Raw genomic sequence first — 24,876 nt, forward strand, 5'->3', positions numbered from 1 at the left:
TGCGCGTTAAATCAGGAGCACTGTCTCATGAACTGGACTGACGAGCGGGTCGAACTTCTCAGGAAATTGTGGTCTGAAGGTCTGAGCGCGAGCCAGATTGCAGCACAATTGGGTGGCGTGAGCCGCAATGCCGTCATCGGCAAGGTTCACCGCCTGAAGCTGTCGAGCCGCGGCCGCGCCACGGCGGCACCGGCGCGCCAAAAGAAGACGACGCAGGCAACGACCGCGACCAAATCGGTGCAGCGCACCGTGACCGCAACGCGTACCGTGACCGCCAGCATCGGCGCCACGGCGCTGCAGGCGCAGTTCGACGTCGAGCCGGTTGCACGGCACTACATCCGCCCGGTGGAGAATGTCGTGGTGCCGATCTCGCGCCGCCTGCAACTGGTCCAGCTCAGCGAGCGGACCTGCAAATGGCCGAACGGCGATCCGCTGAGCGAAGACTTCAGCTTCTGCGGCAACGAAGCCGGCGAGAGCGGGCCTTATTGCGGCTACCACTCGAAGATCGCCTTCCAGCCGGCTTCGGAGCGTCGCCGCTCGCGCTGAGCGAATAGCGAATAGCGAATAGCGAATAGTACAAATTGGAAGGGCCTCGGATCGCAAGTGTTCCGGGGCCCTTTCTCTATTCGCTACTCACTATTCGCTATTTCGCCCTTTCACAGCCAACCGTTCTTCTTGAACCGCCAATAGAGGATCGAGCAGATGGTCACGATAGCCACCAGCACGGTCGGATAGCCGTATTCGAAATGCAGCTCCGGCATGTCGTTGAAGTTCATGCCGTAGATGCCGGCGAGCGCGGTCGGCACCGCCAGGATCGCCGCCCAGGAGGCCAGCTTCTTGGCGATTGCGGTTTCCTGGCTCTGCCCGACCAGCAGGCTCGCCTCGAAGGCAAAGGCCAGCACCTCGCGCAGATTGTCGACCTTCTCCAGCACCGTGCGGATGTGGTCGGTGACGTCACGAAACAACGGATGCATCGCCGGGCGCAATTGCGGCAGATCGGCGCTGGTCAGGCGGCGGCAGACCTCGACAAGCGGTCCCGCGGCATTGCGCAGGCGCAGCAGGTCGCGGCGCAGCATATAGAGCCGCTCGATGTCCTTCGACGTCATCGGCCTAGCCAGCACGCCGTCCTCGATGACATCGACCTCCTCTTCGATCTGCTCAAGCACCGGCATGTAGTTGTCGACGATGAAATCGAGGATCGCGTAGAGAATGAAGTCTTCGCCCTTGGCCAGCGCCGACGGGCAGGATTCCCAGTGCTGGCGGACCGCCGCATAGGACGTAGAGACGCCGTGGCGGACGCTGACGATGTAGCCCTTGCCGACGAACATGTGCGTTTCGCCGAAATTGACCCGGCCCTGCACCAGCTGGGCCGTGCGCGCGACGATGAACAGCGCATCGCCATATTGCTCGATCTTCGGGCGCTGGTGGGGGTGCTCGGCATCCTCGATGGCGAGGTCGTGCAGGTTGAACTGTCGCTGCACCCTGAGCAGCAACTCGCGGTCCGGCTCCAACAGGCCGATCCAGACGACGTGGCCTTCCTTGGCCGCCCAGTTGCCGGCTTCTTCAATGGGGATATCGGCGATGCGGCGGCCGCCGAAATAGACGCTGGACGCGACGACGCCGCCTTCCAGCTCGGGGTCCTTGTCGAACTTCCTGGCAAGTTCGGTCATACTGCACCCCTGCGAAGCTTGAGCCTCGCCTGATCAGATCGTCAGTCTAAACCTTCCACGGCGCAGGCAGAAGCCCGTTTGCCCGGGCTCATCCAGCCTTGCCTTCGCCCGACAACGTCACGCGATGGCTCTTGTCTTCCTTCGGCCGTTCGGGCGGCATCTGTTCGCCGGTGACGATGTAGTAGATCGTCTCGGCAATGTTGGTGGCATGGTCGCCGATGCGCTCGATGTTCTTGGCGACAAAACAGCAGGTGCGTGCACGGCGTGATGTTGCGCGGATCTTCCATCATGTAGGTCAAAAGCTCGCGGAACAGCGAGGTGTACATGGCGTCGATCTGCTCATCGCGATCACGCACGAAGCCGATGCGCTCGACCGAGCGCGAGGCATAGACGTCGAGCACTTCCTTGAGCTGGGTCAGCGCCAATTCCGCCAGCGCCTCAAGGCCGCGGAACAGGCTGTTCGGCTGCCGACCTTCGGCCACCGCCGATACACGCTTGGCGATGTTCTTGCCGAGATCGCCGACGCGTTCGAGGTCGGCCGAGATGCGGATCGCGCCGATGATTTCGCGCAGGTCGGTGGCCATCGGCTGGCGCCTGGCGATGATCAGGATCGCCTTGTCGTCGATCTCGCGCTGGGCTTCGTCGAGCACGACGTCGTCCTGGATCACCCTTTGGCCAAGAGCCGGGTCGGCATTGACGAGTGCGGCGATCGCCTGGTCGACCATGCGCTCGGCCTGGCCGCCCATCGCGGCGATCTTCCTCGCCAGGAACTTCAGTTCGTCGTCGTAGGCACTGACAATGTGTTGTGACTGCATGGCCGAATTTTCTTTCGTCGGTCCCCGTTCGGGAATCGTGATCCTGAATCTAGCGCTTTACGCTAGCCGCATGACGGAAAAAAGAAACCGCAGAAGCATTTAGCGAAATCCGCATTGGCAGCGCCGCCAATATACAATTTTGCCGGCTTCGGCGCGATCACCGCGTGCGATGGGCCAGCCGATAGCTGTAAAAACTGCCGACTACGAGCGGCACCAGGAAGGCTGCAAGCAGCGCAACGATCAGCCAGGTCGGGTGCTGAACCACTATTGCGCAAGCGACGAGCACGATACCGCCGGCAACGAACAACATGCCGGTGAGCCGTTGCGTGGCACGCCAGAGGGCGGGGTCGTTCATGATCCATGGCAAGCGCACGCCGGCGATGGCATTGGGCTGCGTCTTGGGCATGATATTGCCCAGCAGCATCAGCATGACGCCGAGGGACAGCGTGATGACGCGCACCATCTGGTCGGGATAACCAAGGCCGATCAGGACAATCGAGCCCTGGATCGCCAGCATCAGCCCCGTCATGGCCGGTATGAGCGTCGCAAAGGCATGCTTGCTCGACGCCATTTGCTCCGGGGCCACGCGGCCGCCAATGAAAGCGAGCAGCAGCGACAACGCTACCACTGCCGCCGGCGCCAAAAGCAGGGCCGTGTTGCGCGGCCAGAACGCGTCTGGTTCACCGCTCGGCCCCCAGTGGATCGGCAACAGCATCTCGGCTGGCACCAGTAGATAGCCGGCGAGCGTGACGGCGACGAGGGCCGCGACAAGCGCGAGGTTGACGCGCGAAAACAAAGCCTGGTTCATGTTTCCTGGTCCTTCAGGCTGAGAAGCCCAGACAGGGCCTCTTCAAGGATCGACGTGTTGAGATGGTAGATCAGGCTCGTGCCACGCCGTTCGACGGCGACCAGCGCGGCCTCCTTCAATTTGTTGAAATGCACCGACAATGTCGGCTTGGTCAGGTCGAAATGCCGGGCCAGTTCGCCAGCACTCAGCGGCCCGCTCTTGAGCAGCGCCAGGATCTTGCGCCTGACCGGATGTGAAAGAGCCTCGAAGACCGCGTTGATGCCCATCTGGCCACCGCTGATTTGTGTCGAATGGCTTTAATTAGACAATCGTCTAATTAGAGTCAAGACGAATGATTTCAGCACAATGCGTCACCTGCATCCAAGGCTGATGATCGGGCTTGGTTCGTGGCGAGACGGCTCGCCGTTCAGGTGGCGGGAAAATGCACGGTGAAGGCTGCGCCCTCGCCCAGCTTGGAGCGGATCGACAGCCGCGCGCCATGCCGGGTCAGGATGTGCTTGACGATCGACAGGCCGAGGCCGGTGCCTTTCTGGGCGCGGCTGGTCTCGACATCGACGCGGTAGAAACGCTCGGTGACGCGCGGAATATGCTCGTCCGGAATGCCCGGACCGAAATCACGGACGGTGACCTCGAGCTCGGCGTCGCTGCCTTGCCCCGTCCGCTGCATCGTCACCTGCACGCGTCCTCCCGACTGGCCGTACTTGCAGGCGTTTTCGAGCAGGTTCTGGAACACCTGGAACAGTTCGTCGCGATCGCCGCGAACCTCGAATGGCCCGTCGGCGAAATCGCGCTCGATCACCACGCCCGTCTCGCCAGCCAGCGGGCCCAGCGAGGCGATGACGGCTTCCACCGTCTGGCGCAAATCGACGCGAACACCGGGCTTGAGATAGGGCTTCATCTCCAGCCGTGACAGCGACAACAGATCATCGATCAGGCGCGCCATGCGCCCGGTCTGGTTCTGCATGATCTGCAGGAACTGGTCGCGCGCATTGGGGTCGTTGCGGGCCGGGCCGCGCAACGTCTCGACGAAGCCGGCGATGGAAGCGAGCGGCGTACGCAGTTCATGGCTGGCGTTGGCAATGAAGTCGGCGCGCATGCGGTCGATGCGGCGCGCCTCGCTCTGGTCCTTGAAGGCAAGCACGAACAGTCCCGTGCCGCGCCCCACGGCCGAGGCGGCAACGCGATAGACGCGCTCGAACGGCACGCGTTCGACATAGTCGGTCGTCTGGCCGTTGCCCTCGCCGGCCAGCACCGCCTCGATCAGCGCCTGCATCTCGGGGGCGCGGAATTTCAGCAGCAGCGGCAATTCGGGCCTGATCGCGCCGAAGGCGGTTTCGGCGGCGGCGTTGGCGTGCACCACCGTGCCGTCGCGATCGAAGATGATCAGCGGATCGGCGACCGCCGCCGCCAGCTTTTCGCCCGACAGCCGGTCAAGCGGCGAGCGATCGACCCGCGCGCTGGCGTCCGCGAGCCGGCGTGCCGCTGGCGTGCGTGGCGCAACGAATGCGAACAGCACCAACGCGGCAATGGCCGCAAGCGCGAAGGCAGTGGAGGTGCCACCGAAGGCATGAACGGCGACAACGGCGAGGATCGCGGCGGCGAGCATCCAGCGGTTCTGGTACAGCCGGCCGGCCCTGAGCCGTGCCGTCCGCCTTGCCTTCGTCTGCGTGGTGGTCTCTGCCATGCGAAAATTTCCGACGCGACAGCGCCTTCAAGAAGCCTCTGGACCGCTCCCAAGCCACCCAATAGCATGACTTGCCGAGCTGGAAAGGTGCCGAGGTCATGAAAAAAGACAAGGAAAGCAAGAAGGACAACGCCGCCGGCGCGGCGGTGAAGGTGGATGCCGTGCCAAAAGTCGGCCCTGTCGAGATCAAGATCGGCAAGGACGAGCGCAGCTTCGACATCAACGACCCAACCTTGCCGGACTGGATCGACAAGAAGGCGCTGACGTCGGGCCATTACCCTTATGACGACAAGCTGCCGCAAAAGGAATACGAGCAGACGCTCGAACGGCTGCAGATTGAACTGGTCAAGCTTCAGGCCTGGATGCAGGCCGCCGGCAAGCGCGTGCTGGTCCTGTTCGAGGGGCGCGACGCCGCCGGCAAGGGCGGCACCATCGCTGCCGTGCGCGAATACATGAACCCGCGTACTGCGCGCAATGTCGCGCTGACCAAGCCGACAGAAACCGAGCGCGGCCAATGGTACTATCAGCGCTACGTCGCCCAGTTCCCGACATCGGGCGAGTTCGTCACCTTTGACCGCTCCTGGTACAACCGCGCCGGCGTCGAGCCGGTGATGGGCTTTTGCACGCCCGAGCAGCATCGGCAGTTTCTCGATGAGACGCCAAGCTTTGAGAAGATGGTCGTCAACGAGGGCATCCATTTCTTCAAGTTCTGGCTCGACATCAGCCAGGAGATGCAGCTCAAACGCTTCCACGACCGGCGCCACAGCCTGCTCAAAAGCTGGAAATTCTCGCCGATGGACATCGCCGGCATCAGCAAGTGGGACGACTACACCACCGCGCTCAATCTGATGGTCGAAAAGACCCACACCCAGCATGCGCCATGGATCGTCGTCCAGGCCAACGACAAAAGGCGCAGCCGCATCGCCGTCATCCGCCATATCCTGCGCGCACTGCCCTATGAAGGGCGCGATCTCGACGCAGTCGGCAGGCCCGACGGCAAGATCATCGCCGAGGGCATGAAGTTCCTGAAGGACTAGAAGGCCCGCGCCGTGCGATGCGGCGTCTTCGCCCAATGGTGCGGACGCCGCCACTGCTCGATGAAGGCGCACCATGCGGCCCATGACAACATGGTCCAATACACCGGCGTGAACAGGCACAGAAGCCACAGCGCTCTTTCGGCGCAAGCACCAGCCAGCCCAGGAACAAGAAGCAGAAACAGCCCAGTATCACGCTTGTTATGGCGAGGGCGACAAGCCGCGTCTGCCAAACGCCCCATGGCTGACCAGGGGGCAGGCCGGATGCAGAAAAAGCGGGGCGGATGGTCGCGTGACTGGAGTCGAGCGCAACCATCACGCACCCACGGCCTGCGAGCCGCAAATTTGGATACTACGACAGTAATCGAACCAAGCCACGCCAGCTGCATCAAACAGCTCGCACGCGAACGTGCATCCTCCCCAAGGCGACCGGTCCAGTTCCATTGCAACACCCCCATGCTGCAATTCCCCACGGCAATTATGCATATCGGGATCGCCGAGGCCATGCCCCGAATGGGTGAGACGCCGACTAATTAAGACAAATTGTCATACTCCGTCGCGAGCTTGCGATGCCTGTCGTGCATAGCCACACAATCGCTTTGCCTGACGGCAATCGTGACGTTAAAGCTTCTGCTGGACAACCATGTCGCGCGGCCATCTGGTCGCACGGCGCAAGTGAAATTGCGTCTCGCCCCTCAAGGCGCTACGCGAGTCGAGGGCCGGAGCGCAGCCATGAACCCCGCACCGCTGATGTTAGCGATCGTCATGTCGCTCGCAGCACTGCTCGGCCCGGCCAAATCGGCCGAACCGCAGGTGCCTATGCTGTGGGACAGCAAGGAACGGTTGCCAAAGCCGGACCTTTCAACGCTGCCACGCCTGCGCTTCCTGACCACGACCGATTTCCCCCCTTTCAACTTCATCGACAAGAGCGGCCGGCTGTCGGGTTTCCATGTCGATCTCGCCCGTTCCATCTGTGCCGAACTGGGTATCGCCGAGAAGTGTCAGATCCAGGCCCTGCCCTGGGCCGAACTTGAGAGCGCGCTGAACAAGGGTGAAGGCGAAGCGCTGATCGCGGGCGTGCCGGCAACGGCCGAGACGCGCGAGAAATATGCCTTCTCGCGACCCTATCTCCAGTTCCCGGCGCGCTTCATCATGAAGAAGACGCAGGCCGTCACCGAGCCGCTCGTCGACAAGCTCAGGGACAAGCGTGTCGGCGTGCTGGCCGGCTCGGCGCATGAGCGGGTGCTCAGGGACTATTTCGGCAATCTCAAGGTCGTCACCTACGCCAAGCCGGATTGGCTCAACGCCGATCTCAAGGACGGCAAGCTCGACGCCGTCTTCGGCGACGGCATGCGCTTGTCGTTCTGGCTTAGCGGCACGGATGCCGCCGGCTGCTGCCGCTTTGCCGGTGGGCCTTATCTGGCGCCTGAATATCTCGGAACCGGGCTGGCGATCGCGGCCAAGCCGGACAATGCCGCTCTCGCTGCAGCCTTCGACTACGCGCTGCACGAGATCTCGGCCAAGGGCACCTTCGCCGAGCTTTATCTCAGGTATTTCCCGGTCAGCTTCTTCTGACCGAAGGCCCGGCCTTCTCAGGTCAGCGTGCGGTGGCGCGCCTTGGTGGCGCGCTCGATCGCCGCGACCGTCAAGGCATCGACGCTCAAATTCTGGCGCAGGCGCTGCAGGATGCGCACCTCCTCCATCCGCATTTCAAGATCGACCGATGCCACCTCGAAGGCCGCGGCATAGGCCGTCTCGTGCAACCGCTCGGGAATGACCCGCCTTGCCGTGTCGAGGACATCGTCGAGGCCGTTGTCGGCATGCAGCATCAGTTGGCAATCCTGGGCCACCGCGATCAGCCGCCTGTGGTCGAAATCCATGAAGACCGGCCATGTCTTGACCACCTCGCCGATCCGCGCCAGCTCGACATCGGTCATGTCGCGGTCGGAAGCTGACGTCGTGACCATCAGGTAGATCAGCGCCTCGTGGGCGGTCGGCAAGGGCATGGAGTTCTCCAGAGCGTTGAATGCTATTGGAACTTAGGAACGTGAACCCGCCGGTGCAACGAAAAATGGCCGGAATCGTTGACGCCCGCGGCATGCGCGCATAGAGCATGCCCTCTTCGGCGGAAATTCCGTCCAACGAAAAGGGCTCTCGACATGACGAGATCAAACATCATCGATCTCAACCCCGAACTCCTCGCGGCAGCGGCTGAAAGCAAAGCCTGGCCGTTCGAGGAGGCCAAAAAGATTGTCGAGCGCTACAAAGGCAAGGAATTCCCTGACACCGTGCTGTTCGAGACCGGCTACGGCCCATCTGGCCTGCCGCATATCGGCACCTTCGGTGAAGTCGCGCGCACCACGATGGTGCGCCACGCCTTCCGCGTGCTGACCGAAGACAAGGTCAAGACCAGGCTTCTGTGCTTCTCCGACGACATGGACGGCATGCGCAAGATTCCGGAAAACGTGCCGGACCGCGCGTTCCTCGAGCCGCATCTGCACAAGCCGCTGACATCAGTGCCCAATCCCTTCGGCGGCGACTATGCCAGCTTTGGCGACCACAACAACGCGATGCTGTGCCGCTTCCTCGACACCTTCGGTTTCGACTATGATTTCGCCAGCGCGACCGAGTACTACAAGGCAGGCAAGTTCGACGCCATGCTGCTGCGCGCCGCCGAGCGCTACGACCAGATCATGGCGGTGATGCTGCCGACGCTCGGCGAAGAACGCCAGGCGACCTACAGCCCGTTCCTGCCGATTTCGCCGAAGAGCGGCCGCGTGCTTTACGTGCCGATGAAGCATGTCGACGCCAAGGCCGGTACCATCACCTTCGACGACGAAGGCACCGAAACGACGCTGTCGGTCACCGGCGGCAAGGTCAAGCTGCAGTGGAAGCCGGATTTCGGCATGCGCTGGGCAGCGCTCGGCGTCGACTTCGAAATGTTCGGCAAGGATCACCAGACCAATGCGGTGATCTACGACCGCATCTGCAACCTCCTCGGCGGCCACGCGCCTGAGCATTTTGTCTACGAACTGTTCCTCGACGAGAACGGCCAGAAGATCTCGAAGTCGAAGGGTAATGGCCTCACCATCGACGAGTGGCTGACCTATGCGCCGACCGAGAGCCTCGGCCTCTATATGTTCCAGCGGCCGCGCCAGGCCAAAAAGCTCTATTTCGACGTCATCCCGCGCGCCGTGGACGAGTATTACACCTTCCTGTCCGCCTATGGCAGGCAGGAGTGGAAGGAGCGGCTGGGTAACCCGGTCTGGCACATGCATGACGGCAACCCGCCTGTCGTCGACATGCCGGTGCCGTTCTCGATGCTGCTCAACCTCGTCAGCGCCTCCAACGCGCATGACAAGGCGGTGCTGTGGGGCTTCATCTCGCGCCACGCCCCTGGTGTTACGCCCGAGACGCATCCCGAGCTCGACAAGCTGACTGGCTATGCCGTCCGCTACTTCGACGACTTCGTGAAGCCGACAAAGACCTTCCGCGCCGCCGACGATGTCGAACGCGAAGCGCTGGAGACACTCGAAAAAACGCTGAGCGCTCTGCCGGCAGGTGCCGATGGCGAAGCGATCCAGAATGCCGCGCTCAACGTCGCCCGCCAGATCGAACGCTACCAGGATCATTCCAAGAAGAGCCCCGAAGGCGGTCCAGGTGTTTCGGGCGCCTTCTTCCAGATGATCTACCAGGTGCTGATCGGCCAGGAACGCGGGCCACGCTTCGGCTCGTTCGCCGCGCTCTATGGCATCGCCGAAACCCGTGCGCTGATCACCAAGGCGCGGGAAGGCAAGCTGGCTGCGTAAATGCCAGATGCCGGCTCGACTGTCGCTTTCCGCTTCGGGCCGGCGCAAGCCTCTGATTTCGAGCGCCTGTTCGACATCAGGCTGCTGGCGATGCGCGACAGCCTCGAACGCATCGGTCGGTTCGATCCGGACCGGGCGCGCAAGCGCTTTAACGAAAGCTTCCGACCCGGGCATACACGGCTGATGTTTGACGCAGGCGGTCAACTGCTCGGCTGCGTCGCCTTCGGCCCGCACGACGGCGCGCTGCTGCTCGAACATTTTTATCTTTTGCCGAAGGCACAAGGCCAAGGCATTGGTGGCGCGGTGCTGCGGCGGCTGCTGGACGAAGCCGATGCAGCCGGCCTGGCTGTCCGGCTCGATGTTCTGCGCGGCAGCGACGCCAGGCGCTTCTATGACCGCCACGGCTTTGTCGAAACGCATCGCGACGCATTCGACATCTACATGGAACGACCGCCGTTCGGCGCCTGAGCGTTTACTGGATCGGCGTCTCAACCGCCGGCTCAACAGGCGGCGCCTCGACTTCGGGCAAGCTCGTCCCGGTCGGTGTGAGCGTCATTTCAATGCGTGTGGGCGCCGGCCCGTAAATACCTTTCTTCTCGGCCTCGGCCTTCTGGCCGGCCTCGGCATAGGGGCCGCCGGCGTCGGCCTTGGCCCAGCCATTGGCGACCAGCCATTCGCCGACATCCTGCTTGCCTACACGGCAGCGGGCGACGACGACGCCGCGCTCGGCATCGGGCGGCACGTCGCACACCACCGCACGTGAGCGCAGAAAGCCGCGAAACGCCGTCCGCGCCCGCGTGCCGCAGTTCCATTCCTTGCCCTCGAACGAGCAGCTTTCGCCTGCATCCACCGGGGTCACGCCCGATATCGCGACGCTGAAGCCCTTGGCCTCGATCAACCCGGCAGCCGACGCCACGGGCTGGAACAATGTGGTGCCGTCCCAATCGTCAGGCATCTTCGGCTTGGGCGGCAGTGCCAGGCTGAGTTCGCTCAGCGGCGGGCGCGGCGGCTCGCGCACGAGGTCGCCTTGCTCGACCGGCGGCGGGACGACTTCTTCGGGTGCGACCGGACGCGATGCGGCCTCGGTGTCGGACGCCTGCGGCTCGGTCAGTTCGACCGCTGAAGTGCTGCCTTCTTCAGGCGGCAGCACTTCCGGGATGTCGTTCTCGTCGATGACGTCGATGGATGGCGCTTCGATCGCGGCCAGGCGCTGCCCGCCCATGGTCACCAGCACAATGGCAATGCCGAAACCGGCGGCGGCGATGGCTATGGCTGCCGGGCGCATCGGCCTTACTGGCTCGCCCAGACGATGCGCGCGACCCATTCGACTTCGTGGGTCTGGAAACGCCTGATCGGATGCTCGGGGTTGAGCGACACCAGTTCGATGATGCCTTGCGTCTGGCGTTCGAGCACCTTGGCCATGACCTCGCCCGAGATCGTCTTGACCACGACGCGGTCGCCCTTGCGCACCATGGCGCCAGGCTCGACGATCAAGACGTCGCCGTTGCGGTAGAGCGGCAGCATCGAGTCGCCCTGGACCTCGAGCGCGTAGGAACTCTCGGTGGCGCGCGCCGGAAGCTCGATCAGGTCCCAGCCCTGCCCTGCGGGGAAACCGGCGTCGTCGAAGAAGCCGCCGGCGCCGGCCTGCGCAAAGCCGAGCAGCGGCACGCCGGCCGCCCGTTCTCGCACCTTGGCCCTGCCGACCGTCCTCGCTGGTTCGACAAAGCCCAAAAACTCCTCGAGCGAGGAATTGGTGGCCTCGATGATCTTGGCGAGCGACTCCGTCGAAGGCCAGCGCGGCCGCCCGTCGACGGACTGGCGCTTGGATTTGTTGAACGCTGTCGAGTCGAGCCCGGCCTTCTTGGCGAGGCCCGACGCCGAAAGCGAATAGCGCTCGGCGAGAGCGTCGATCGCGGCCCAGACACGTTCATGCGAGAGCATGGCGCTCCCCTTAGGACAGGAAAAAATACCTTTCGGCATTTAACCACGACTGTCGCCATTGTCCACCGCCAATGCGGGCGGACAGCACGCCGACGCCGGTGCGCCACGTAGCAATGAACGTGCAACCTGATGAAAAAAATCAGCCCGCCAGTGCGGCCATCGCCGCCGGCAGGCCCTTCCTCAAATCCTCTGCATTCATGACGGGGATCATGTCGACGCTGGCGTTGAAGCCAAAGAAAAAGCGTTCGGCGACCATCGGCATGTCGGACGCATGGGCCATGTCGATGAAGATGAACGCCGTGCGCCGCCCGCCTTCGGCGGTGAAATAGGCTGCCTCGGGCTTGAGGTCGGCCATGGCACGCTCGATGGCCTTAGGCAGCGTGCCGTCCTTTATCGCCCTGTTGCCATCTTCGGTGGGGATAGAAACCTTCAGCATCATGCGCATGGCGATCACTCCTCCCAATGCACAATCGTTCAGGCTTTATTGATTTAGCACTTTCTAATGTTAATCAGAAGAGGCGTCAGGCCTTCGACTTGGCCAGTGTCCGCAGGCCCTTGTGCGAGGCGATGAAGATCTCCTCTTCCGGGCTCACGGCGCGCGGCGTGGCATCAACGCCAAGCTGCCGCATCAGATCGCTGATCTCGACAAAGCGCCTGTTGTCGCGATCATAAACGCCAGCGCTGGTCATGATCAGGGCCGCGGTCTCGCCATTGTCGAGCACGAAGCGGTGCTTGCCGATCACCTCGGAGCCGTTCCAGGTCTCGATCGAGGACACCACCTCGAAGCGCTTCCACAGCCTGATTTCACGCACAAACACCGTCTGAAGGCCGCCGAGCATCGGCGCCCAGCCGCGCTTGCGGGCGAGTTCGATCAGGCCGCTGCGCATGAAGATGTCGATGCGGCCAACATCGGCCAGCATCATGTAGCGCGCGTTGTTGAGATGCATGTTGAAGTCGATGTCGGTCGGCAAGCAGCGGAACGACAGCCGGCCTTCATCGCCAAAACGGTAAGGGCCGCGACGAGATTTCGTCGCGGCCATACGAGCCAGTCTTGCCCAGACGTACATTCTCGCCTCAGGCCGCCTTCTTTTCTTCGACCTTGGCGTAGGGGTCGAAGCGCTGGTAGAAGCTCTCGCCCTTCTCGGCCATATCGAGCAGAAGCTTGGGCGCCTTGAACTCGGCACCGTATTTCTTCTGCAGCTCCTTGGCGATCTTGACGAACTTCTTGGCACCGATGCCGTCGATGTAGGACAGCGCACCGCCGGTGTAGGGCGCAAAGCCGAAGGCCAGGATCGAGCCGACATCCGCCTCGCGCGGATCGGTGACGATGCCTTCTTCCATCACCCGCGCCGCTTCGAGCGCGATGACGGACAGCAGGCGCTGCTTGAGCTCCTCGACGTCGACCTTTTCCGGTGCGAGCTGCGGATAGAGGTCCTTGAGGCCCGGCCACAGCTTCTTCTTCGCCGGCTTCGCCGGGTAGTCGTAGAAGCCCTTGGTGTTCTTGCGTCCGAGACGACCATGTGTATCGACCATGGTGTTGATCAGCGTCATCTGGCGCGGATCGACGGCCTTTTCGCCGAGATCCCTGATCGTCTGCTTCATGATCTTCTGGGCGAGGTCGACCGCCGTCTCGTCGGTCAGCGCCAGCGGGCCAACCGGCATGCCGGCAGCCTTGGCGGCGTTTTCGATCATCGCCGCCGGCACGCCTTCGATCAGCATCTTGAAGGCTTCCGACATGTAGCGCAGCACGCAGCGGTTGACGTAGAAGCCGCGCGTGTCGTTGACGACGATCGGCGTCTTCTTAATCGCACGCACGAAGTCCATTGCCACCGCCAGCGCCTTGTCGCCTGTTTTCTTGCCCATGATGATCTCGACCAGCATCATCTTGTCGACCGGCGAGAAGAAGTGGATGCCGATAAAGTTCTTCGGCCGCACCGAATTCTTGGCCAGCGAGGTGATCGGAATGGTCGAGGTGTTGGAGGCAAATACCGCCGACGCCTTGAGCACGGCCTCGGCCTTTTCGGTAGCGCCCTTCTTGACTTCGGAATCCTCGAACACCGCCTCGACCACCAGGTCGCAGCCATTGAGGTCGGCGTAGTCGGCCGTCGGCGTGATCAGCGACAACAGCTTTTCGCGCTCTTCTGCCTTGACCCGGCCCTTCTTGACCTGCTCGGAGATCAGGCTGTCGCAATGGGCCTTGCCCTTCTCCGCCAATTCCAAGTCGCGGTCGAGCAGAACCACCGGAATGCCGGCCTTGGCGGTAACATAGGCGATGCCCGCACCCATGAAGCCGGCACCGAGGATGCCGATCTTCTTGAACTTTGTGTCGGCAATGCCTTCGGGGCGGCGGGCGCCCTTGTTCAGCTCCTGCAGCGACACGAACAGCGAGCGGATCATCGCCGCCGCTTCCTTGGTCTGCATGATCTCGGTGAAGTAGCGCTGCTCGATGCGCAGGCCGGTGTCGAACGGCACCAGCAGGCCCTCATAGACCGACTTCAGGATCGCGGTCGCAGCCGGATAATTGCCATAGGTCTCACGGCGCAGGATGGCGATTGCCGGCGGCCAGAGATTGGCGCCCGCCGCTGAATAGACCGGGCCGCCGGGCAGCTTGAAGCCCTTCTCGTCCCACGGCTGGACCGGCTTCAAGCCGTTCTTGATCATCGCCTTGGCGGTTTCGATCAGCTTCTTGGGCTCGGCGATCTCGTGGATCAGGCCCATGCTCTTGGCCTTCTGAGGCGAAAGCGTCTGGCCCGATGTCAGCATCTGCAGCGCCTGCTGCGTGTCGGTCAGCCTCGGCACGCGCTGGGTGCCGCCGGCGCCCGGGAAGATGCCGACCTTGACTTCCGGCAGGGCCATCTTGACCTTGTCTGAGTCAGCTGCGACGCGGCCATGGCAAGCCAAAGACAGCTCGAAAGCGCCGCCCATGCAGGTGCCGTTGATCGCCGAAACCCACGGTTTTCCAGACGTTTCAAGCTTGCGCCACAGGCTGCCCATGCGGCCGGCATTGTCGAACAGCAGCTTGGCTGCCTTCTCCGGATCCTTGGCCTTTTCCTTGGCGTAGAGCTTGAGCATCTTCTGCAGCATTGTCAGGTCGGCGCCGCCGGAGAAGGTCTCCTTGCCCGAGGTGATGACAGCACCCTTGATGCCGGCATCCGCCACCACCTGGTCGATGATCTTGTCGAGCTCGTTCATCACCTCTTCGGTGAAGACGTTCATCGAGCGGTCGGGCATGTTCCAGGTGACGAGTGCGATACCATCGGCATCAACGTCGACCGTAAAGTTCGTGTAGGTCATGTCTGTCTCCTTCCGGCCGAAATCAAACGCGTTCGATGATCGTTGCGGTGCCCATGCCGGCGCCGATGCACAGCGTCACAAGCGCCGTGTTCAGGTCGCGGCGCTCGAGTTCGTCGAGCACGGTGCCGAGAATCATCGCGCCGGTGGCGCCGAGCGGGTGGCCCATGGCAATGGCGCCGCCATTGACGTTGATCCTGTCGTGCGGGATTTCGAAGGCCTGCATGTAGCGCAGCACCACCGAGGCGAAGGCCTCGTTGAGCTCGAACAGATCGATGTCGGAGATCTTCATCTTGGCGCGCTTCAAAAGCTTCTCGGTGACGTCGACCGGACCAGTCAGCATCATCGCCGGCTCGGAGCCGATATTGGAGAAGGCACGGATACGAGCGCGCGGCTTGAGGCCAAGCGTCTTGCCTGCCTTCTTGGAGCCGAGCAGCACGGCGGCTGCACCATCGACGATGCCGGACGAGTTGCCGGCATGGTGGACGTGGTTGATCTCTTCGAGTTCGGGATAGCGTTGCACCGCGACCGCGTCGAAGCCGCCCATCTCGCCCGGCATGACGAAGGACGGGTTGAGCTGGCCGAGCGACTGCATGTCGGTCGTCGGGCGCATGTGCTCGTCATGGTCGAGGATGGTCAGGCCGTTCTGGTCCTTCACCGGCACGACCGACTTCTTGAAATAGCCCTTCTCCCACGCCTTGGCGGCGCGCTTCTGGCTCTCGACCGCATAGCCATCGACGTCGTCACGGCTGAAACCATATTTGGTGGCGATCAGATCGGCGGATACGCCCTGCGGCATGAACCAGGCCGGCATGCCGACCGAAGGATCCATGAACCAGGCGCCGCCCGACATGCCCATGCCGACACGCGACATCGACTCGACACCACCGGCAATGACGATCTCGTCCGCCCCTTGCGCGATTTTGGCGGCGCCGAAGTTGATGGCGTCGAGACCGGAAGCGCAAAAGCGCGAGATCTGCATGCCCGGCGCCTTGTTGTCGTAGCCAGCCTCGAAGGCGGCCGAGCGCGGGATCACCGAGCCTGCTTCGCCGACCGGGTCGACGCAGCCGAAGATGATGTCGTCGACCTGGGCGGTGTCGAGCCCGTTGCGGTCGCGCAGCGCTTCAAGCACCTTGGCGCCAAGGCGTACCGCCGGCACTTCATGCAGCGATCCGTCCTTCTTGCCCTTGCCGCGCGGTGTGCGCACGGCGTCATAGACAAAAGCGTCAGCCATTTTTCTGCTCCTTGGTTTCCGGACCGGCTGCTCAGAGCGAGCGCGCGATCAGCAACTTCATGATCTCGTTGGTGCCGCCATAGATGCGCTGCACGCGAGCGTCGCGATACATGCGGGCGATCGGGTATTCATTCATATAACCATAGCCGCCGAACAATTGCAGGCATTCGTCGACGATCTTGCATTGCAGGTCCGACAGCCAATACTTGGCCATCGAAGCAGTTACCGGATCGAGCCCGCCAGAAATGTGACGAGCAACGCAGTCATTGTAGAAGACGCGCCCGATCGTCGCCTCGGTCTTGAGCTCGGCCAGCTTGAACTGGGTGTTCTGGAAGTCGAGGATCGCCTTGCCGAAGGCCTTGCGGTCCTTGACGTAGTCGATGGTCTCGGCCAGCGCGCGCTCGATCATGGCGATGGCGCCGGTACCGATCTGCAACCGCTCCTGTGGCAGCTGCTGCATCAGTTGGACGAAGCCCTGCCCTTCCTCGGAACCCAGCAGGTTGGAAGTCGGCACGCGCACGTCGTTGAAGAACAGCTCCGACGTGTCGTTGGCCTTCAGTCCGATCTTGTCGAGGTTGCGGCCGCGCTCGAAACCATCGACCTCGTCGGTCTCGACGACGATCAGCGAGGTACCCTTGGCACCCCTGGACGGGTCGGTCTTGGTCACGACGATGATCAGGTTGGCGTGCTGGCCATTGGTGATGAAGGTCTTGGAGCCGTTGATGCGGTAATGGTTGCCATCCTTCTCGGCGCGCGTCTTGACGCCTTGCAGGTCGGAGCCGGCACCCGGCTCGGTCATGGCGATGGCGCCGATCAGCTCGCCGGTCGCCATCTTGGGCAACCACCTCTTCTTCTGCTCTTCCGAGCCATAGTGAAGGATGTAGGGTGCCACGATCGAATTGTGCAGGGCGATGCCGAAGCCGTCGACGCCGACATGGCCGATCGCCTCGATGATCGCGCTTTCATGGGCGAAAGTGCCGCCCGAACCGCCATACTCCTCCGGCATCGAAGCACAGAGCAGGCCGGCGGCGCCGGCCTTTTCCCAGCTGGCGCGGTCGACCATCTCGTTTTTCTCGAACGCGTCATAGTGCGGCAGGATTTCTTCCGACATGAAGCGGTGCGCCATGTCGTAGAGCATCGCCACATCGTCCGCCGCCCAGGTGGGTTTGGGCAGGCTCAGAACCTCTGATGGAATTGTCGCCACGATCTCCTCCGCGTTTCGACGCCGCACCTAGAAGGACGGCCGAAAACGGCCGCCCGTATCCTTGATCAGAACGCCTCCGCGGCAAGCTCCATCATCGTCGCCGAACCGGTCGACAGACGGGCAAGATGCGCCGAGGTCTCGGGCATGACGCGCTCCATGAAGTAGCGGCCGGTGACCAGCTTGGTCTCGTAGAATTCAGCCGAGCCGTTGGCGCCGGTCGCCAGCTTGTCCTGCGCCGTCTTGACCATCCGGCCCCACATGTAGCCGAGCGCGACGAGGCCGAAGAGATGCATATAGTCGGTCGAGGCGGCACCGGCATTGTCCGGATTGGCCATGCCATTCTGCACCAGCCACATGGTCGCGGCCTGGAGGTCGTTGAGACCCTTCTTCAGCCCCTTGGTGTAAGGCGCCATCTGCTCGTCGCCGCGATTGGCCTCGCAGAACTCGCCGACTTCCTTGAAGAAGGCCTGCACCGCGCGGCCACCATTGAGGCCGAGCTTGCGGCCGACAAGGTCGAGCGCCTGCACGCCATTGGCGCCCTCATAGATCATGGCGATGCGGGCATCGCGCACGAACTGGCTCATGCCGTGCTCTTCGATGTAACCGTGGCCGCCAAACACCTGCTGCGCCATGACGGCATGCTCGAAACCCTTGTCGGTGAGCACGCCCTTCACCACCGGCGTCATCAGCCCCATGTGGTCGTCGGCAGCCTGGCGCTCGGCGCCGTCTTCGGAGCGGTGGGCGACGTCGGAGTTGATCGCGGTCCACAGCACCAGCGCCCGGCCGGCCTCGTTGAAGGCCTTCATGGTCATCAGCTTGCGGCGGATGTCGGGTGGACGATGATCGGATCAGCCTTCTTTTCGGGCGCCTTCGGCCCGGTCAGCGAACGGCCCTGGATGCGGTCCTTGGCGTAGGCGACGGCGTTCTGGTAGGCGACTTCCGAGACGGCGAGGCCCTGCAGGCCGACGCCGAGACGCGCTTCGTTCATCATCGTGAACATCGCCTTCAGGCCGCCATTGGCTTCGCCGAGCAGGTAGCCCTCGGCCTCGTCATAGTTCATGACGCAGGTCGAATTGCCGTGGATGCCCATCTTCTCTTCGATCGAGCCGCACGACACCGCATTGCGCGTGCCGGGGTTGCCCGAAGCGTCGAGATTGAACTTCGGCACGATGAACAGCGAGATGCCCTTCACGCCTTCGGGCGCGCCCTCGATGCGGGCCAGCACCAGGTGGATGATGTTATCCGACATGTCGTGTTCGCCGGCCGAGATGAAGATCTTCTGGCCCGAAATCTTGTAAGAGCCGTCGCCGTTCGGCACCGCCTTCGAGCGCAGCAGGCCGAGGTCGGTGCCGCAATGCGGCTCGGTCAGGTTCATGGTGCCGGTCCAGGCGCCCTCGACCATCTTGGGCAGCCAGGTCGCCTTCTGCTCGTCCGTGCCGTGGACGAGCACGGCTGCGATCGCGCCCTGGGTCAGGCCGGGATACATCATCAGCGCCATGTTGGCCGCCGACATGTATTCGCCGACCGCCGAGTGAACCGTGTAGGGCAGGCCCTGGCCGCCAAATTCAGCAGGCACCGCCAAGCCCATCCAGCCGCCCTCGCGATACTGGTCGAACGCTTCCTTGAAACCCTTGGGCGTGGTCACAGAGCCGTCGTCGTTGCGGACACAGCCTTCCATGTCGCCGACCCGATTGAGCGGATGCATGACGTTTTCCGAGAGCTTGGCGCCTTCGGCCAGGATCGCTTCAAGCACGTCGGGGCTGGCGTCGGAAAAGCCGGCAAGGTTGCTATAGCGCTCGTAGCCGAGCACGTCGTTGAGCACAAAAAGGGTGTCTTGGACCGGCGCGCGGAATATCGGCATTGCTCTTCCTCCAGCAAATGTGAGCCGGTTCCGGCCAGACGGTATGCGACGGGGAACCGCTTGTCGAACGGCGATTAGCAAAAATTGACGTTTGCGTAAACGTCAATTTTTGCAATTCCGCCTGCCATTCGATTTTTCCGTGGATTCAGGTGGTTTTGGAGCTGCGTCACCGGCTCTTGCGACGGCAAGAACAGATCGCGCAGGTGCAAATTCAGCTGATCGAGGACGCAGTCCCGACTATCTCCTGGAAATTGATGCGGGTGCACGGCGCTCACGATGTTGCCTGTTTCTGGACCGGCGCTGACGTCGTGACCTTCACGGCATGGATTCCCGACACTCTCCGCTCCCTGCGGTCGCTCGCGAACTCGGGAATGACGGGTCGTGGTCGCAGGTCTGCTCAGCCGACCTTCGACCCTCCCCAGATTGCCGTTTCCGCCAATCGCTGAAATGGAGACTTGCGAAGGCTTCCCCTGCAATTCGTCATTCCCGACCTCGTGAGCGAGCAACGCCAGCGGAGAGTGTCGGGAACTCATGCCGTGACAGCGTCGAGACCGGTCGGCGCAGACTTAGCTCCTGCCTATGTCCGGCCAAGAGACGGAAGCGATGCATCTACATGTTCGCCCCCGCGGAGAGGCTGCAGTCAGTGTGACGTCCGGCCTCCCCGAGCGCCAGCCGCCCATCAGACGGGGACCCACCGAAAAACAACCCGCCGCCCGAACCCCAAAACGCAAAACGACCCGGCGCAGTCACCCGCGCCGGGTCGTTTCAGAAAGCGAAGTCGCCTGATTAGCTGGCGGCACTTGCCTGCACGGCAGTGCGCTCGGCCAATAGCTGGCGAACGACGGTCATGTGGTTGTTCAGCTCGCCAATCGCCTCGTCGAGCAGCTGGCGCTGCTTCTGGAGGCGGCCGAGCTGCTTGTCCGACTTGTCGAGGGTCAGGCGCAATTGCTTGGCGTTGGTGCCGGTCGGATCGTAAAGGTCGATCATCTGCTTGACGTCACGCAGCGAGAAACCGACTTTCCTGCCGAGCAGGATCAGCTTCAGCCGCGCACGGTCGCGACGGGTGTAAAGGCGCGTTGCGCCCTCACGCTTGGGGTTCAACAACCCCTTGTCTTCGTAAAAGCGCAACGTCCGCAAGGTGACGCCATACTTCTTTGCCATTTCGCCGATGCGGACATAGTCCTCGCCGGAGAGATTGTTTTCATTGGCCGCAACGTCGGCGACCGACACAAGCTTCATCATCTACTCTGCTATCCCCAATTGCGAGCAAGGCGGCGGAGCCGGCCGGTGCTCTGATGGAAGCCGCAGGGGGCGGGGCTTCCGATCGTGGTTTCTATGTAAATGCTTCCAAAGACGGCGATCTGTACACGTCTTACGTTTACGTAAATGCTATAACGATACCGCCTACCCTACGCAAGGGAAATCTGGCCGATTTCACCGCCAAGGCGGTTACAGAACGTCGCAGTTTCTTAAGTTTGGTTAAGAGCTTGTTTACCACGTTGAGGGAAATGTACCCGTGCCGGTTCCCCCGTGGTCATCATGTATCGAATTGTTCACGGTTTCGGAGGGCGGCGAAAAGCCCCGGAAGCCAAGTTCCGTGGCCTCTCGCAGCCTCCGTTCCCGGCAAGGATTTGAGACTTCTGGTTCCGACACCAGCACTCTGGCCAACGGGCGTTTCGATGAACAGCAAGCGGTCCTATCTCGACTCCCTGAACGAAGGCAGGCAGCGCCGCCCGCATGCGTCGCTCGACCAGCTCAACCGTTCCTTGGAAAACCTCGAGGCGCGGCTCGAACGCGCCCGCGAGGAAAGTGCTGAATCCTACCGCTCACCGCCGCCGCGCCAGGCACCGCCAGCCGGCTACGCGCCGCGCGGCGAATATGGCCGCAGCGCACCTTACGAACGGCCCTACCAGACCATCGCCCGCGACATCGACCGCGCCCGCGGTCAGGAGGACGGCGTCGCCGCTGTCGGCAAGATCGCCGGTGAACTTCGCGCGCTGCGCGAAGAGATGCGCCACCAGATGAGCACCGGGTTGCAGCGCGAATTCGACCTGCTGCGCAAGGACATCGACCGCGCCAGCCAGGCCGGTGCCGCCGGCGGCCAGGCCGTCGAGCTCGGACTTGAGCTGGAGCGGCTGTCGGGCGCCATCCACTCGCTCGCCGAACGCAGCGACGACAAGAGCGTCAATACGCTGCGCCTCGAACTCGAACAGGTCCGCCGCTCGCTGGGCGAACTGGCGCGCGAGGAGACCGTGCTTTCGGTCGATCGCCGCTGGGACGATTTCGACCGCCGCTGGGTCGAGTTCTCCGACCGGATGTCGGCCGATGTCCGCCAGCGTCCCGAGGACCCGGCTCTTGCCGCTCTTGCCGGCCGCCTCGAACAGATCAACGACGCCGTCAACAGCCTGCCCGAATCGCTGTCGCTGCGTTCCATCGAAGACAAGGTCCGCACCCTTGCCAGCGCCGTCGACCAGTTCGTGCGCCAGCGCGACAGCCATGGCGACGAGATGTTCAGCCTCATCGACGAGCGCCTCGATGAAATCTCGCGCGCCATCGTCGCTTCGACGGTCGCGGCGCAAACGCCGCATTTCAATCCCGAACCGTTCGAGCGGATCGAGGTGCGCATCGCGGCCCTTGCCCACCAGATCGAAGAGATCACCGCCGAACAGCCGACCGCCGAGATCATCGACCGCCTCAATGTGCTTTCCGAGCGCGTCGACGACATCGCCCTGCGCAGCGACATTCCCGAGCAGGCCGTCGAGCGCCTGACCCGTCAGATCTCGCTGATCGCCGACAAGATCGAACGCACGCCCCAGGCACCAGACGCCGGCCTCATCTTCCAGGGCATCGAGCAGCGCTTCGACGCGCTGGCCGACGTCTTCGAGCGCCGCCAGGGTGACGCCTTCGAACACGGCAATGTGCTGTTCCGCGATCTCGAGCGCCGCCTCGAGGATCTCGGCGACCGTCTCGACCGCCAGGCCTCCCAGCCCGCCGCCGATCAGTCCGGCATCATGGAAGCCATCGACGCCCGCTTCACGGCTTTTGCCCAGCGGCTCGAGAGCAACCGCCAGCCTGATCCGGCCACCGAGCTTGCGATGCGCGGCCTCGAAGCCCGCCTCGAAGACATCTCCGGCCGCCTCGAAATGTCGGCGGCCCAGGTATCGAGCATCGACCCCGACCTGATCCGCGGCCTTGAGGCCCAGGTCAGCGAGTTGTCGAACCATCTGGCACGGCCCGGCTCGCCGCTGCCCGAATTCGAAGACATCCGTCCGCGCCTCGACGAGATCGAGCGCTCCATATCAGGCAATCATCACGCGCTTGTCGAAGCGGCCCGACAGGCCGCCGAAAATGCCGTGCGCACCTTCTCGGGCTCAAGCACCGAGACTGCCGCCGTCGCCGGTCTGGCGCAGGATCTGAAAGCACTGGAAGCGCTGACCCGTCGTTCCGACGAACGCAACGGCAAGACCTTCGAGGCGATCCATGACACGCTGCTGAAGATCGTCGACCGGCTCGGCTCGATCGAAACCAACGAAGCGCCGGCGCCCGTCGAGGCACCGCCGGCTTCCGTCGCCGAGCTGCTGTCGACCACCATGCTTTCGCCGGCACCGAAGCTCTCGCTCAGCGAAACGCCGGCGCTCGATTCGGAAGCACCGGCACCGCTGCCCGAGGCCAGCCACACCTTCGGCCGCCGCGCCAGCGACCGGCCAAACGAAGATGAACGCCCTGCCCGCAGCCCGGCCCAGGCCGCCGCCGAGGCTGCCGCCGCGGTCGCGGCCCTCGACGGCGTCCGCACTGAGAAAAAGGAGCAGAAGCCGGCCAGGACCTCGATGTTCAGCGGGCTTGCCCGCGCCTTTACCAGCAAGAAGGACAAGCAGCAGCCCGCCATTGCCGAAGCCGCCGAGCCGGTGGTCGAGACGCCGTCGCAGTCCGTCATGCTCGATGCGCCGCTCGATCCCAAGATCGCCAACCGTCCGCTGGAGCCCGGCTCCGGCGCGCCAGACCTCAACGCCATCATGCGCCGCGTCCGCGACGAACGTGGCGAGACGGTGCGTGCCAACGAGCCCGACGCGTCGAAATCCGACTTCATCGCGGCCGCCCGCCGCGCCGCCCAGGCTGCCGCGGCCGAAGCCGATGCGGCCAAGCGCAGCTCCGATCTCAAGGGCCCGGTGCGCGCGCTGCGCATCGGCGATCTCATCAAGTCGCGCCGCAAGTCGGTGCTGATGGCCGTTGGCGCGGTGATGCTGGCGCTCGCCGGCATGCAGCTCGGCAAGGCGTTCCTCAGCGACCCGATCGAAACGGCAGGCGTCACTGTGGCACCTGCCGTGTCGCAGCCGGCCAAGGTCGCCGCAACAGCGCCAGTAAAGCCCGTCGAACTCGCCGCACTTCCGGTTCGCAATGTCGACAAGCCGGAGGTCGCCAGCGCCCCACTCGTCGAGCCCGAGCAGATGGCTGACACGTCGATGAACTCGGTGCCCGCCGGTGCCGCCCTCGACCAGACCAGTACGCAGTCGATCCCGGCTCAGCCGGTCACCATCGAAACGATCAAGCCGTCGGTCACCCCGGCCGCCTTCATGCCGGAAACCGTCGGTCCGGAAGCGCTGCGCCAGGCAGCCAATGCCGGCGACGCCAAGGCGCTGTACGAGATGGGGTCGCGTTATGCCGAGGCCCGCGGCACCAATGCCGATATGAAGGCTGCTGCCCAGTGGTATGAAAAGGCGGCCGAGCTCGGCTTCGCGCCGGCGCAGTACCGTATCGGCAACATGTACGAGAAGGGCACCGGCGTCGACCGCGACGCCGCCAAGGCCAAGACCTGGTACCAGCTCGCCGCTGCCCAGGGCAACGCCAGCGCCATGCACAATCTTGCGGTGCTGTTCGCCATGGGCGCCGATGGCACTGTCGACAACGACTCGGCCAATCGCTGGTTCGTAAGTGCTGCCGAACTCGGCATCAAGGACAGCCAGTTCAATCTCGGCATCCTCGCCGCCAAGGGGGTCGGGATGAAGCAGAACCTCGAAGAGTCCTACAAGTGGTTCGCTGTCGTCGCCAAGCAGGGTGACAACGATGCCGCCGCCAAGCGCGACGAGATCGCCAAGGCGCTCAACCCCGAACAGCTCAAGCGCGCCAAGGAAACGACGGCACTCTGGCAGCCCAAGCCACTCGACCCCGCTTCCAACTCGGTCGAGGTACCTGCAGCCTGGGAAGATGCGCCTGCCGCCAACATCGACATGAAGAAGGCCGTCCACAACATCCAGGCGATCCTCAACAAGAACGGCTACGAAGCCGGCAAGCCCGACGGCATGATGGGCCAGAAGACCAAGGATGCGATCATGGCGTTCCAAAAGGACAATGCGCTGGCGCCCACCGGCAATGTCGACGCCCCCCTGGTCGAGGCGCTGCTGGCGCGCAAATAGTTCACCATGACAGGCTTTCAGTAGCCCGCCTTTACCGGCGGGTTAACTGATTGAGTTATTTTTCGTTTTGTGCTCGGCGAAGTTTGACTTCGCCGCAATGTCGGCGCAAGTACC

The 24,876-nt window shown here is 63.2% G+C and carries 19 protein-coding genes and 2 pseudogenes; 6 read left to right on the forward strand and 15 right to left on the reverse strand.

Annotation, left to right across the window (positions count from 1 at the left end; all coding sequences use genetic code 11):
• Positions 1-27: 27 nt before the first annotated feature.
• Entirely contained in the window at positions 28-546 is a 519-nt protein-coding gene (locus ACHMW7_RS25350; RefSeq protein WP_395448172.1) for a GcrA family cell cycle regulator, read from the forward strand.
• A 110-nt stretch (positions 547-656) separates the two neighbouring features.
• Here the strand turns inward: ACHMW7_RS25350 and ACHMW7_RS25355 are convergent, their stop codons facing one another.
• The 5 genes and pseudogenes from ACHMW7_RS25355 to ACHMW7_RS25375 all read right to left on the reverse strand — a co-directional run bounded on the left by ACHMW7_RS25355 (position 657) and on the right by ACHMW7_RS25375 (position 4,977).
• Positions 657-1,670 (reverse strand): magnesium and cobalt transport protein CorA, encoded by a 1,014-nt coding sequence (locus tag ACHMW7_RS25355; RefSeq protein WP_395448173.1) that lies wholly within the window; start codon positions 1,668-1,670, stop codon positions 657-659.
• 88 nt (positions 1,671-1,758) lie between these two features.
• A pseudogene (gene phoU / locus ACHMW7_RS25360) lies at positions 1,759-2,485 on the reverse strand (phosphate signaling complex protein PhoU).
• Positions 2,486-2,642: 157 nt separating this feature from the next.
• Complete coding sequence (locus ACHMW7_RS25365; RefSeq protein ID WP_395448174.1) at positions 2,643-3,293, reverse strand: SdpI family protein; 651 nt, start codon at positions 3,291-3,293, stop codon at positions 2,643-2,645.
• A complete protein-coding gene (locus tag ACHMW7_RS25370; RefSeq protein WP_395448175.1) occupies positions 3,290-3,559 on the reverse strand; it encodes an autorepressor SdpR family transcription factor in 270 nt (89 codons plus the stop codon). The genes ACHMW7_RS25365 and ACHMW7_RS25370 overlap by 4 nt, the downstream gene beginning before the upstream one ends.
• Positions 3,560-3,699: 140 nt before the next feature.
• Positions 3,700-4,977: an ATP-binding protein gene (locus ACHMW7_RS25375; RefSeq protein WP_395448176.1), complete on the reverse strand. Its 1,278-nt coding sequence runs from the start codon at positions 4,975-4,977 to the stop codon at positions 3,700-3,702.
• A 98-nt stretch (positions 4,978-5,075) separates the two neighbouring features.
• On the opposite strand from ACHMW7_RS25375, the gene ppk2 reads away from it, so the two are divergent.
• Both ppk2 and ACHMW7_RS25385 read left to right on the forward strand, forming a co-directional pair.
• Positions 5,076-6,014: a polyphosphate kinase 2 gene (gene ppk2, locus ACHMW7_RS25380; protein WP_395448177.1), complete on the forward strand. Its 939-nt coding sequence runs from the start codon at positions 5,076-5,078 to the stop codon at positions 6,012-6,014.
• A 747-nt stretch (positions 6,015-6,761) separates the two neighbouring features.
• A complete protein-coding gene (locus tag ACHMW7_RS25385) occupies positions 6,762-7,586 on the forward strand; it encodes a transporter substrate-binding domain-containing protein (protein WP_395451436.1) in 825 nt (274 codons plus the stop codon).
• Between the two features lie 17 nt (positions 7,587-7,603).
• Here the strand turns inward: ACHMW7_RS25385 and ACHMW7_RS25390 are convergent, their stop codons facing one another.
• Positions 7,604-8,017 carry a tellurite resistance TerB family protein gene (locus ACHMW7_RS25390; protein WP_395448178.1) on the reverse strand — a complete coding sequence of 138 codons (414 nt, stop codon included), beginning with the start codon at positions 8,015-8,017 and terminating at the stop codon, positions 7,604-7,606.
• Between the two features lie 153 nt (positions 8,018-8,170).
• Here ACHMW7_RS25390 and ACHMW7_RS25395 point away from each other — a divergent pair, with 153 nt between their 5' ends.
• Both ACHMW7_RS25395 and ACHMW7_RS25400 read left to right on the forward strand, forming a co-directional pair.
• Positions 8,171-9,820, forward strand: a complete 1,650-nt coding sequence (locus ACHMW7_RS25395) for a lysine--tRNA ligase (protein ID WP_395448179.1) — start codon at positions 8,171-8,173, stop codon at positions 9,818-9,820.
• On the forward strand, positions 9,821-10,288 hold the full coding sequence (locus ACHMW7_RS25400) for a GNAT family N-acetyltransferase (RefSeq protein ID WP_395448180.1): 468 nt from the start codon (positions 9,821-9,823) through the stop codon (positions 10,286-10,288). It abuts the gene before it with no gap.
• Between the two features lie 4 nt (positions 10,289-10,292).
• On the opposite strand, the gene ACHMW7_RS25405 is transcribed toward ACHMW7_RS25400, so the two are convergent.
• The 9 genes and pseudogenes from ACHMW7_RS25405 to ACHMW7_RS25445 all read right to left on the reverse strand — a co-directional run bounded on the left by ACHMW7_RS25405 (position 10,293) and on the right by ACHMW7_RS25445 (position 20,590).
• Positions 10,293-11,105 carry a thermonuclease family protein gene (locus ACHMW7_RS25405; protein ID WP_395448181.1) on the reverse strand — a complete coding sequence of 271 codons (813 nt, stop codon included), beginning with the start codon at positions 11,103-11,105 and terminating at the stop codon, positions 10,293-10,295.
• 5 nt (positions 11,106-11,110) lie between these two features.
• The gene (locus tag ACHMW7_RS25410; protein ID WP_395448182.1) at positions 11,111-11,761 is read right to left on the reverse strand and encodes a helix-turn-helix transcriptional regulator; all 651 of its coding nucleotides are present in this window, start codon (positions 11,759-11,761) and stop codon (positions 11,111-11,113) included.
• Positions 11,762-11,900: 139 nt separating this feature from the next.
• Positions 11,901-12,206: a hypothetical protein gene (locus tag ACHMW7_RS25415; protein ID WP_395448183.1), complete on the reverse strand. Its 306-nt coding sequence runs from the start codon at positions 12,204-12,206 to the stop codon at positions 11,901-11,903.
• Positions 12,207-12,282: 76 nt separating this feature from the next.
• A complete protein-coding gene (locus ACHMW7_RS25420; protein WP_395448184.1) occupies positions 12,283-12,828 on the reverse strand; it encodes a thioesterase family protein in 546 nt (181 codons plus the stop codon).
• A gap of 7 nt (positions 12,829-12,835) precedes the next feature.
• Positions 12,836-15,055, reverse strand: coding sequence for a 3-hydroxyacyl-CoA dehydrogenase NAD-binding domain-containing protein (locus tag ACHMW7_RS25425; protein WP_395448185.1), 2,220 nt, complete (start codon positions 15,053-15,055; stop codon positions 12,836-12,838).
• Positions 15,056-15,077: 22 nt separating this feature from the next.
• Entirely contained in the window at positions 15,078-16,286 is a 1,209-nt protein-coding gene (locus tag ACHMW7_RS25430; protein ID WP_395448186.1) for an acetyl-CoA C-acetyltransferase, read from the reverse strand.
• Positions 16,287-16,317: 31 nt separating this feature from the next.
• Positions 16,318-17,490, reverse strand: a complete 1,173-nt coding sequence (locus tag ACHMW7_RS25435) for an acyl-CoA dehydrogenase family protein (RefSeq protein ID WP_395448187.1) — start codon at positions 17,488-17,490, stop codon at positions 16,318-16,320.
• A gap of 65 nt (positions 17,491-17,555) precedes the next feature.
• Positions 17,556-19,351: pseudogene (locus ACHMW7_RS25440) on the reverse strand (acyl-CoA dehydrogenase).
• Between the two features lie 786 nt (positions 19,352-20,137).
• Entirely contained in the window at positions 20,138-20,590 is a 453-nt protein-coding gene (locus ACHMW7_RS25445) for a MerR family DNA-binding transcriptional regulator (RefSeq protein WP_214388343.1), read from the reverse strand.
• Between the two features lie 440 nt (positions 20,591-21,030).
• Between ACHMW7_RS25445 and ACHMW7_RS25450 the strand changes: the two genes are divergently transcribed.
• Entirely contained in the window at positions 21,031-24,762 is a 3,732-nt protein-coding gene (locus tag ACHMW7_RS25450) for a peptidoglycan-binding protein (protein WP_395448188.1), read from the forward strand.
• The last annotated feature ends 114 nt before the right edge of the window (positions 24,763-24,876 follow it).

The sequence above is a fragment of the Aminobacter sp. UC22_36 genome (assembly GCF_044056035.1).
Taxonomy (GTDB): domain Bacteria; phylum Pseudomonadota; class Alphaproteobacteria; order Rhizobiales; family Rhizobiaceae; genus Aminobacter.

Coding starts and splice junctions, on each gene's coding strand:
- ACHMW7_RS25425 (WP_395448185.1), bottom strand. CDS start 15,055: ATGACCTACACGAACTTTACGGTCGACGTTGATGCCGATGGTATCGCA.
- ACHMW7_RS25400 (WP_395448180.1), top strand. CDS start 9,821: ATGCCAGATGCCGGCTCGACTGTCGCTTTCCGCTTCGGGCCGGCGCAA.
- ACHMW7_RS25370 (WP_395448175.1), bottom strand. CDS start 3,559: ATGGGCATCAACGCGGTCTTCGAGGCTCTTTCACATCCGGTCAGGCGC.
- ACHMW7_RS25450 (WP_395448188.1), top strand. CDS start 21,031: ATGAACAGCAAGCGGTCCTATCTCGACTCCCTGAACGAAGGCAGGCAG.
- ACHMW7_RS25385 (WP_395451436.1), top strand. CDS start 6,762: ATGTTAGCGATCGTCATGTCGCTCGCAGCACTGCTCGGCCCGGCCAAA.
- ACHMW7_RS25365 (WP_395448174.1), bottom strand. CDS start 3,293: ATGAACCAGGCTTTGTTTTCGCGCGTCAACCTCGCGCTTGTCGCGGCC.
- ACHMW7_RS25430 (WP_395448186.1), bottom strand. CDS start 16,286: ATGGCTGACGCTTTTGTCTATGACGCCGTGCGCACACCGCGCGGCAAG.
- ACHMW7_RS25375 (WP_395448176.1), bottom strand. CDS start 4,977: ATGGCAGAGACCACCACGCAGACGAAGGCAAGGCGGACGGCACGGCTC.
- ppk2 (WP_395448177.1), top strand. CDS start 5,076: ATGAAAAAAGACAAGGAAAGCAAGAAGGACAACGCCGCCGGCGCGGCG.
- ACHMW7_RS25390 (WP_395448178.1), bottom strand. CDS start 8,017: ATGCCCTTGCCGACCGCCCACGAGGCGCTGATCTACCTGATGGTCACG.
- ACHMW7_RS25395 (WP_395448179.1), top strand. CDS start 8,171: ATGACGAGATCAAACATCATCGATCTCAACCCCGAACTCCTCGCGGCA.
- ACHMW7_RS25445 (WP_214388343.1), bottom strand. CDS start 20,590: ATGAAGCTTGTGTCGGTCGCCGACGTTGCGGCCAATGAAAACAATCTC.
- ACHMW7_RS25420 (WP_395448184.1), bottom strand. CDS start 12,828: ATGTACGTCTGGGCAAGACTGGCTCGTATGGCCGCGACGAAATCTCGT.
- ACHMW7_RS25405 (WP_395448181.1), bottom strand. CDS start 11,105: ATGCGCCCGGCAGCCATAGCCATCGCCGCCGCCGGTTTCGGCATTGCC.
- ACHMW7_RS25355 (WP_395448173.1), bottom strand. CDS start 1,670: ATGACCGAACTTGCCAGGAAGTTCGACAAGGACCCCGAGCTGGAAGGC.
- ACHMW7_RS25410 (WP_395448182.1), bottom strand. CDS start 11,761: ATGCTCTCGCATGAACGTGTCTGGGCCGCGATCGACGCTCTCGCCGAG.
- ACHMW7_RS25350 (WP_395448172.1), top strand. CDS start 28: ATGAACTGGACTGACGAGCGGGTCGAACTTCTCAGGAAATTGTGGTCT.
- ACHMW7_RS25415 (WP_395448183.1), bottom strand. CDS start 12,206: ATGCGCATGATGCTGAAGGTTTCTATCCCCACCGAAGATGGCAACAGG.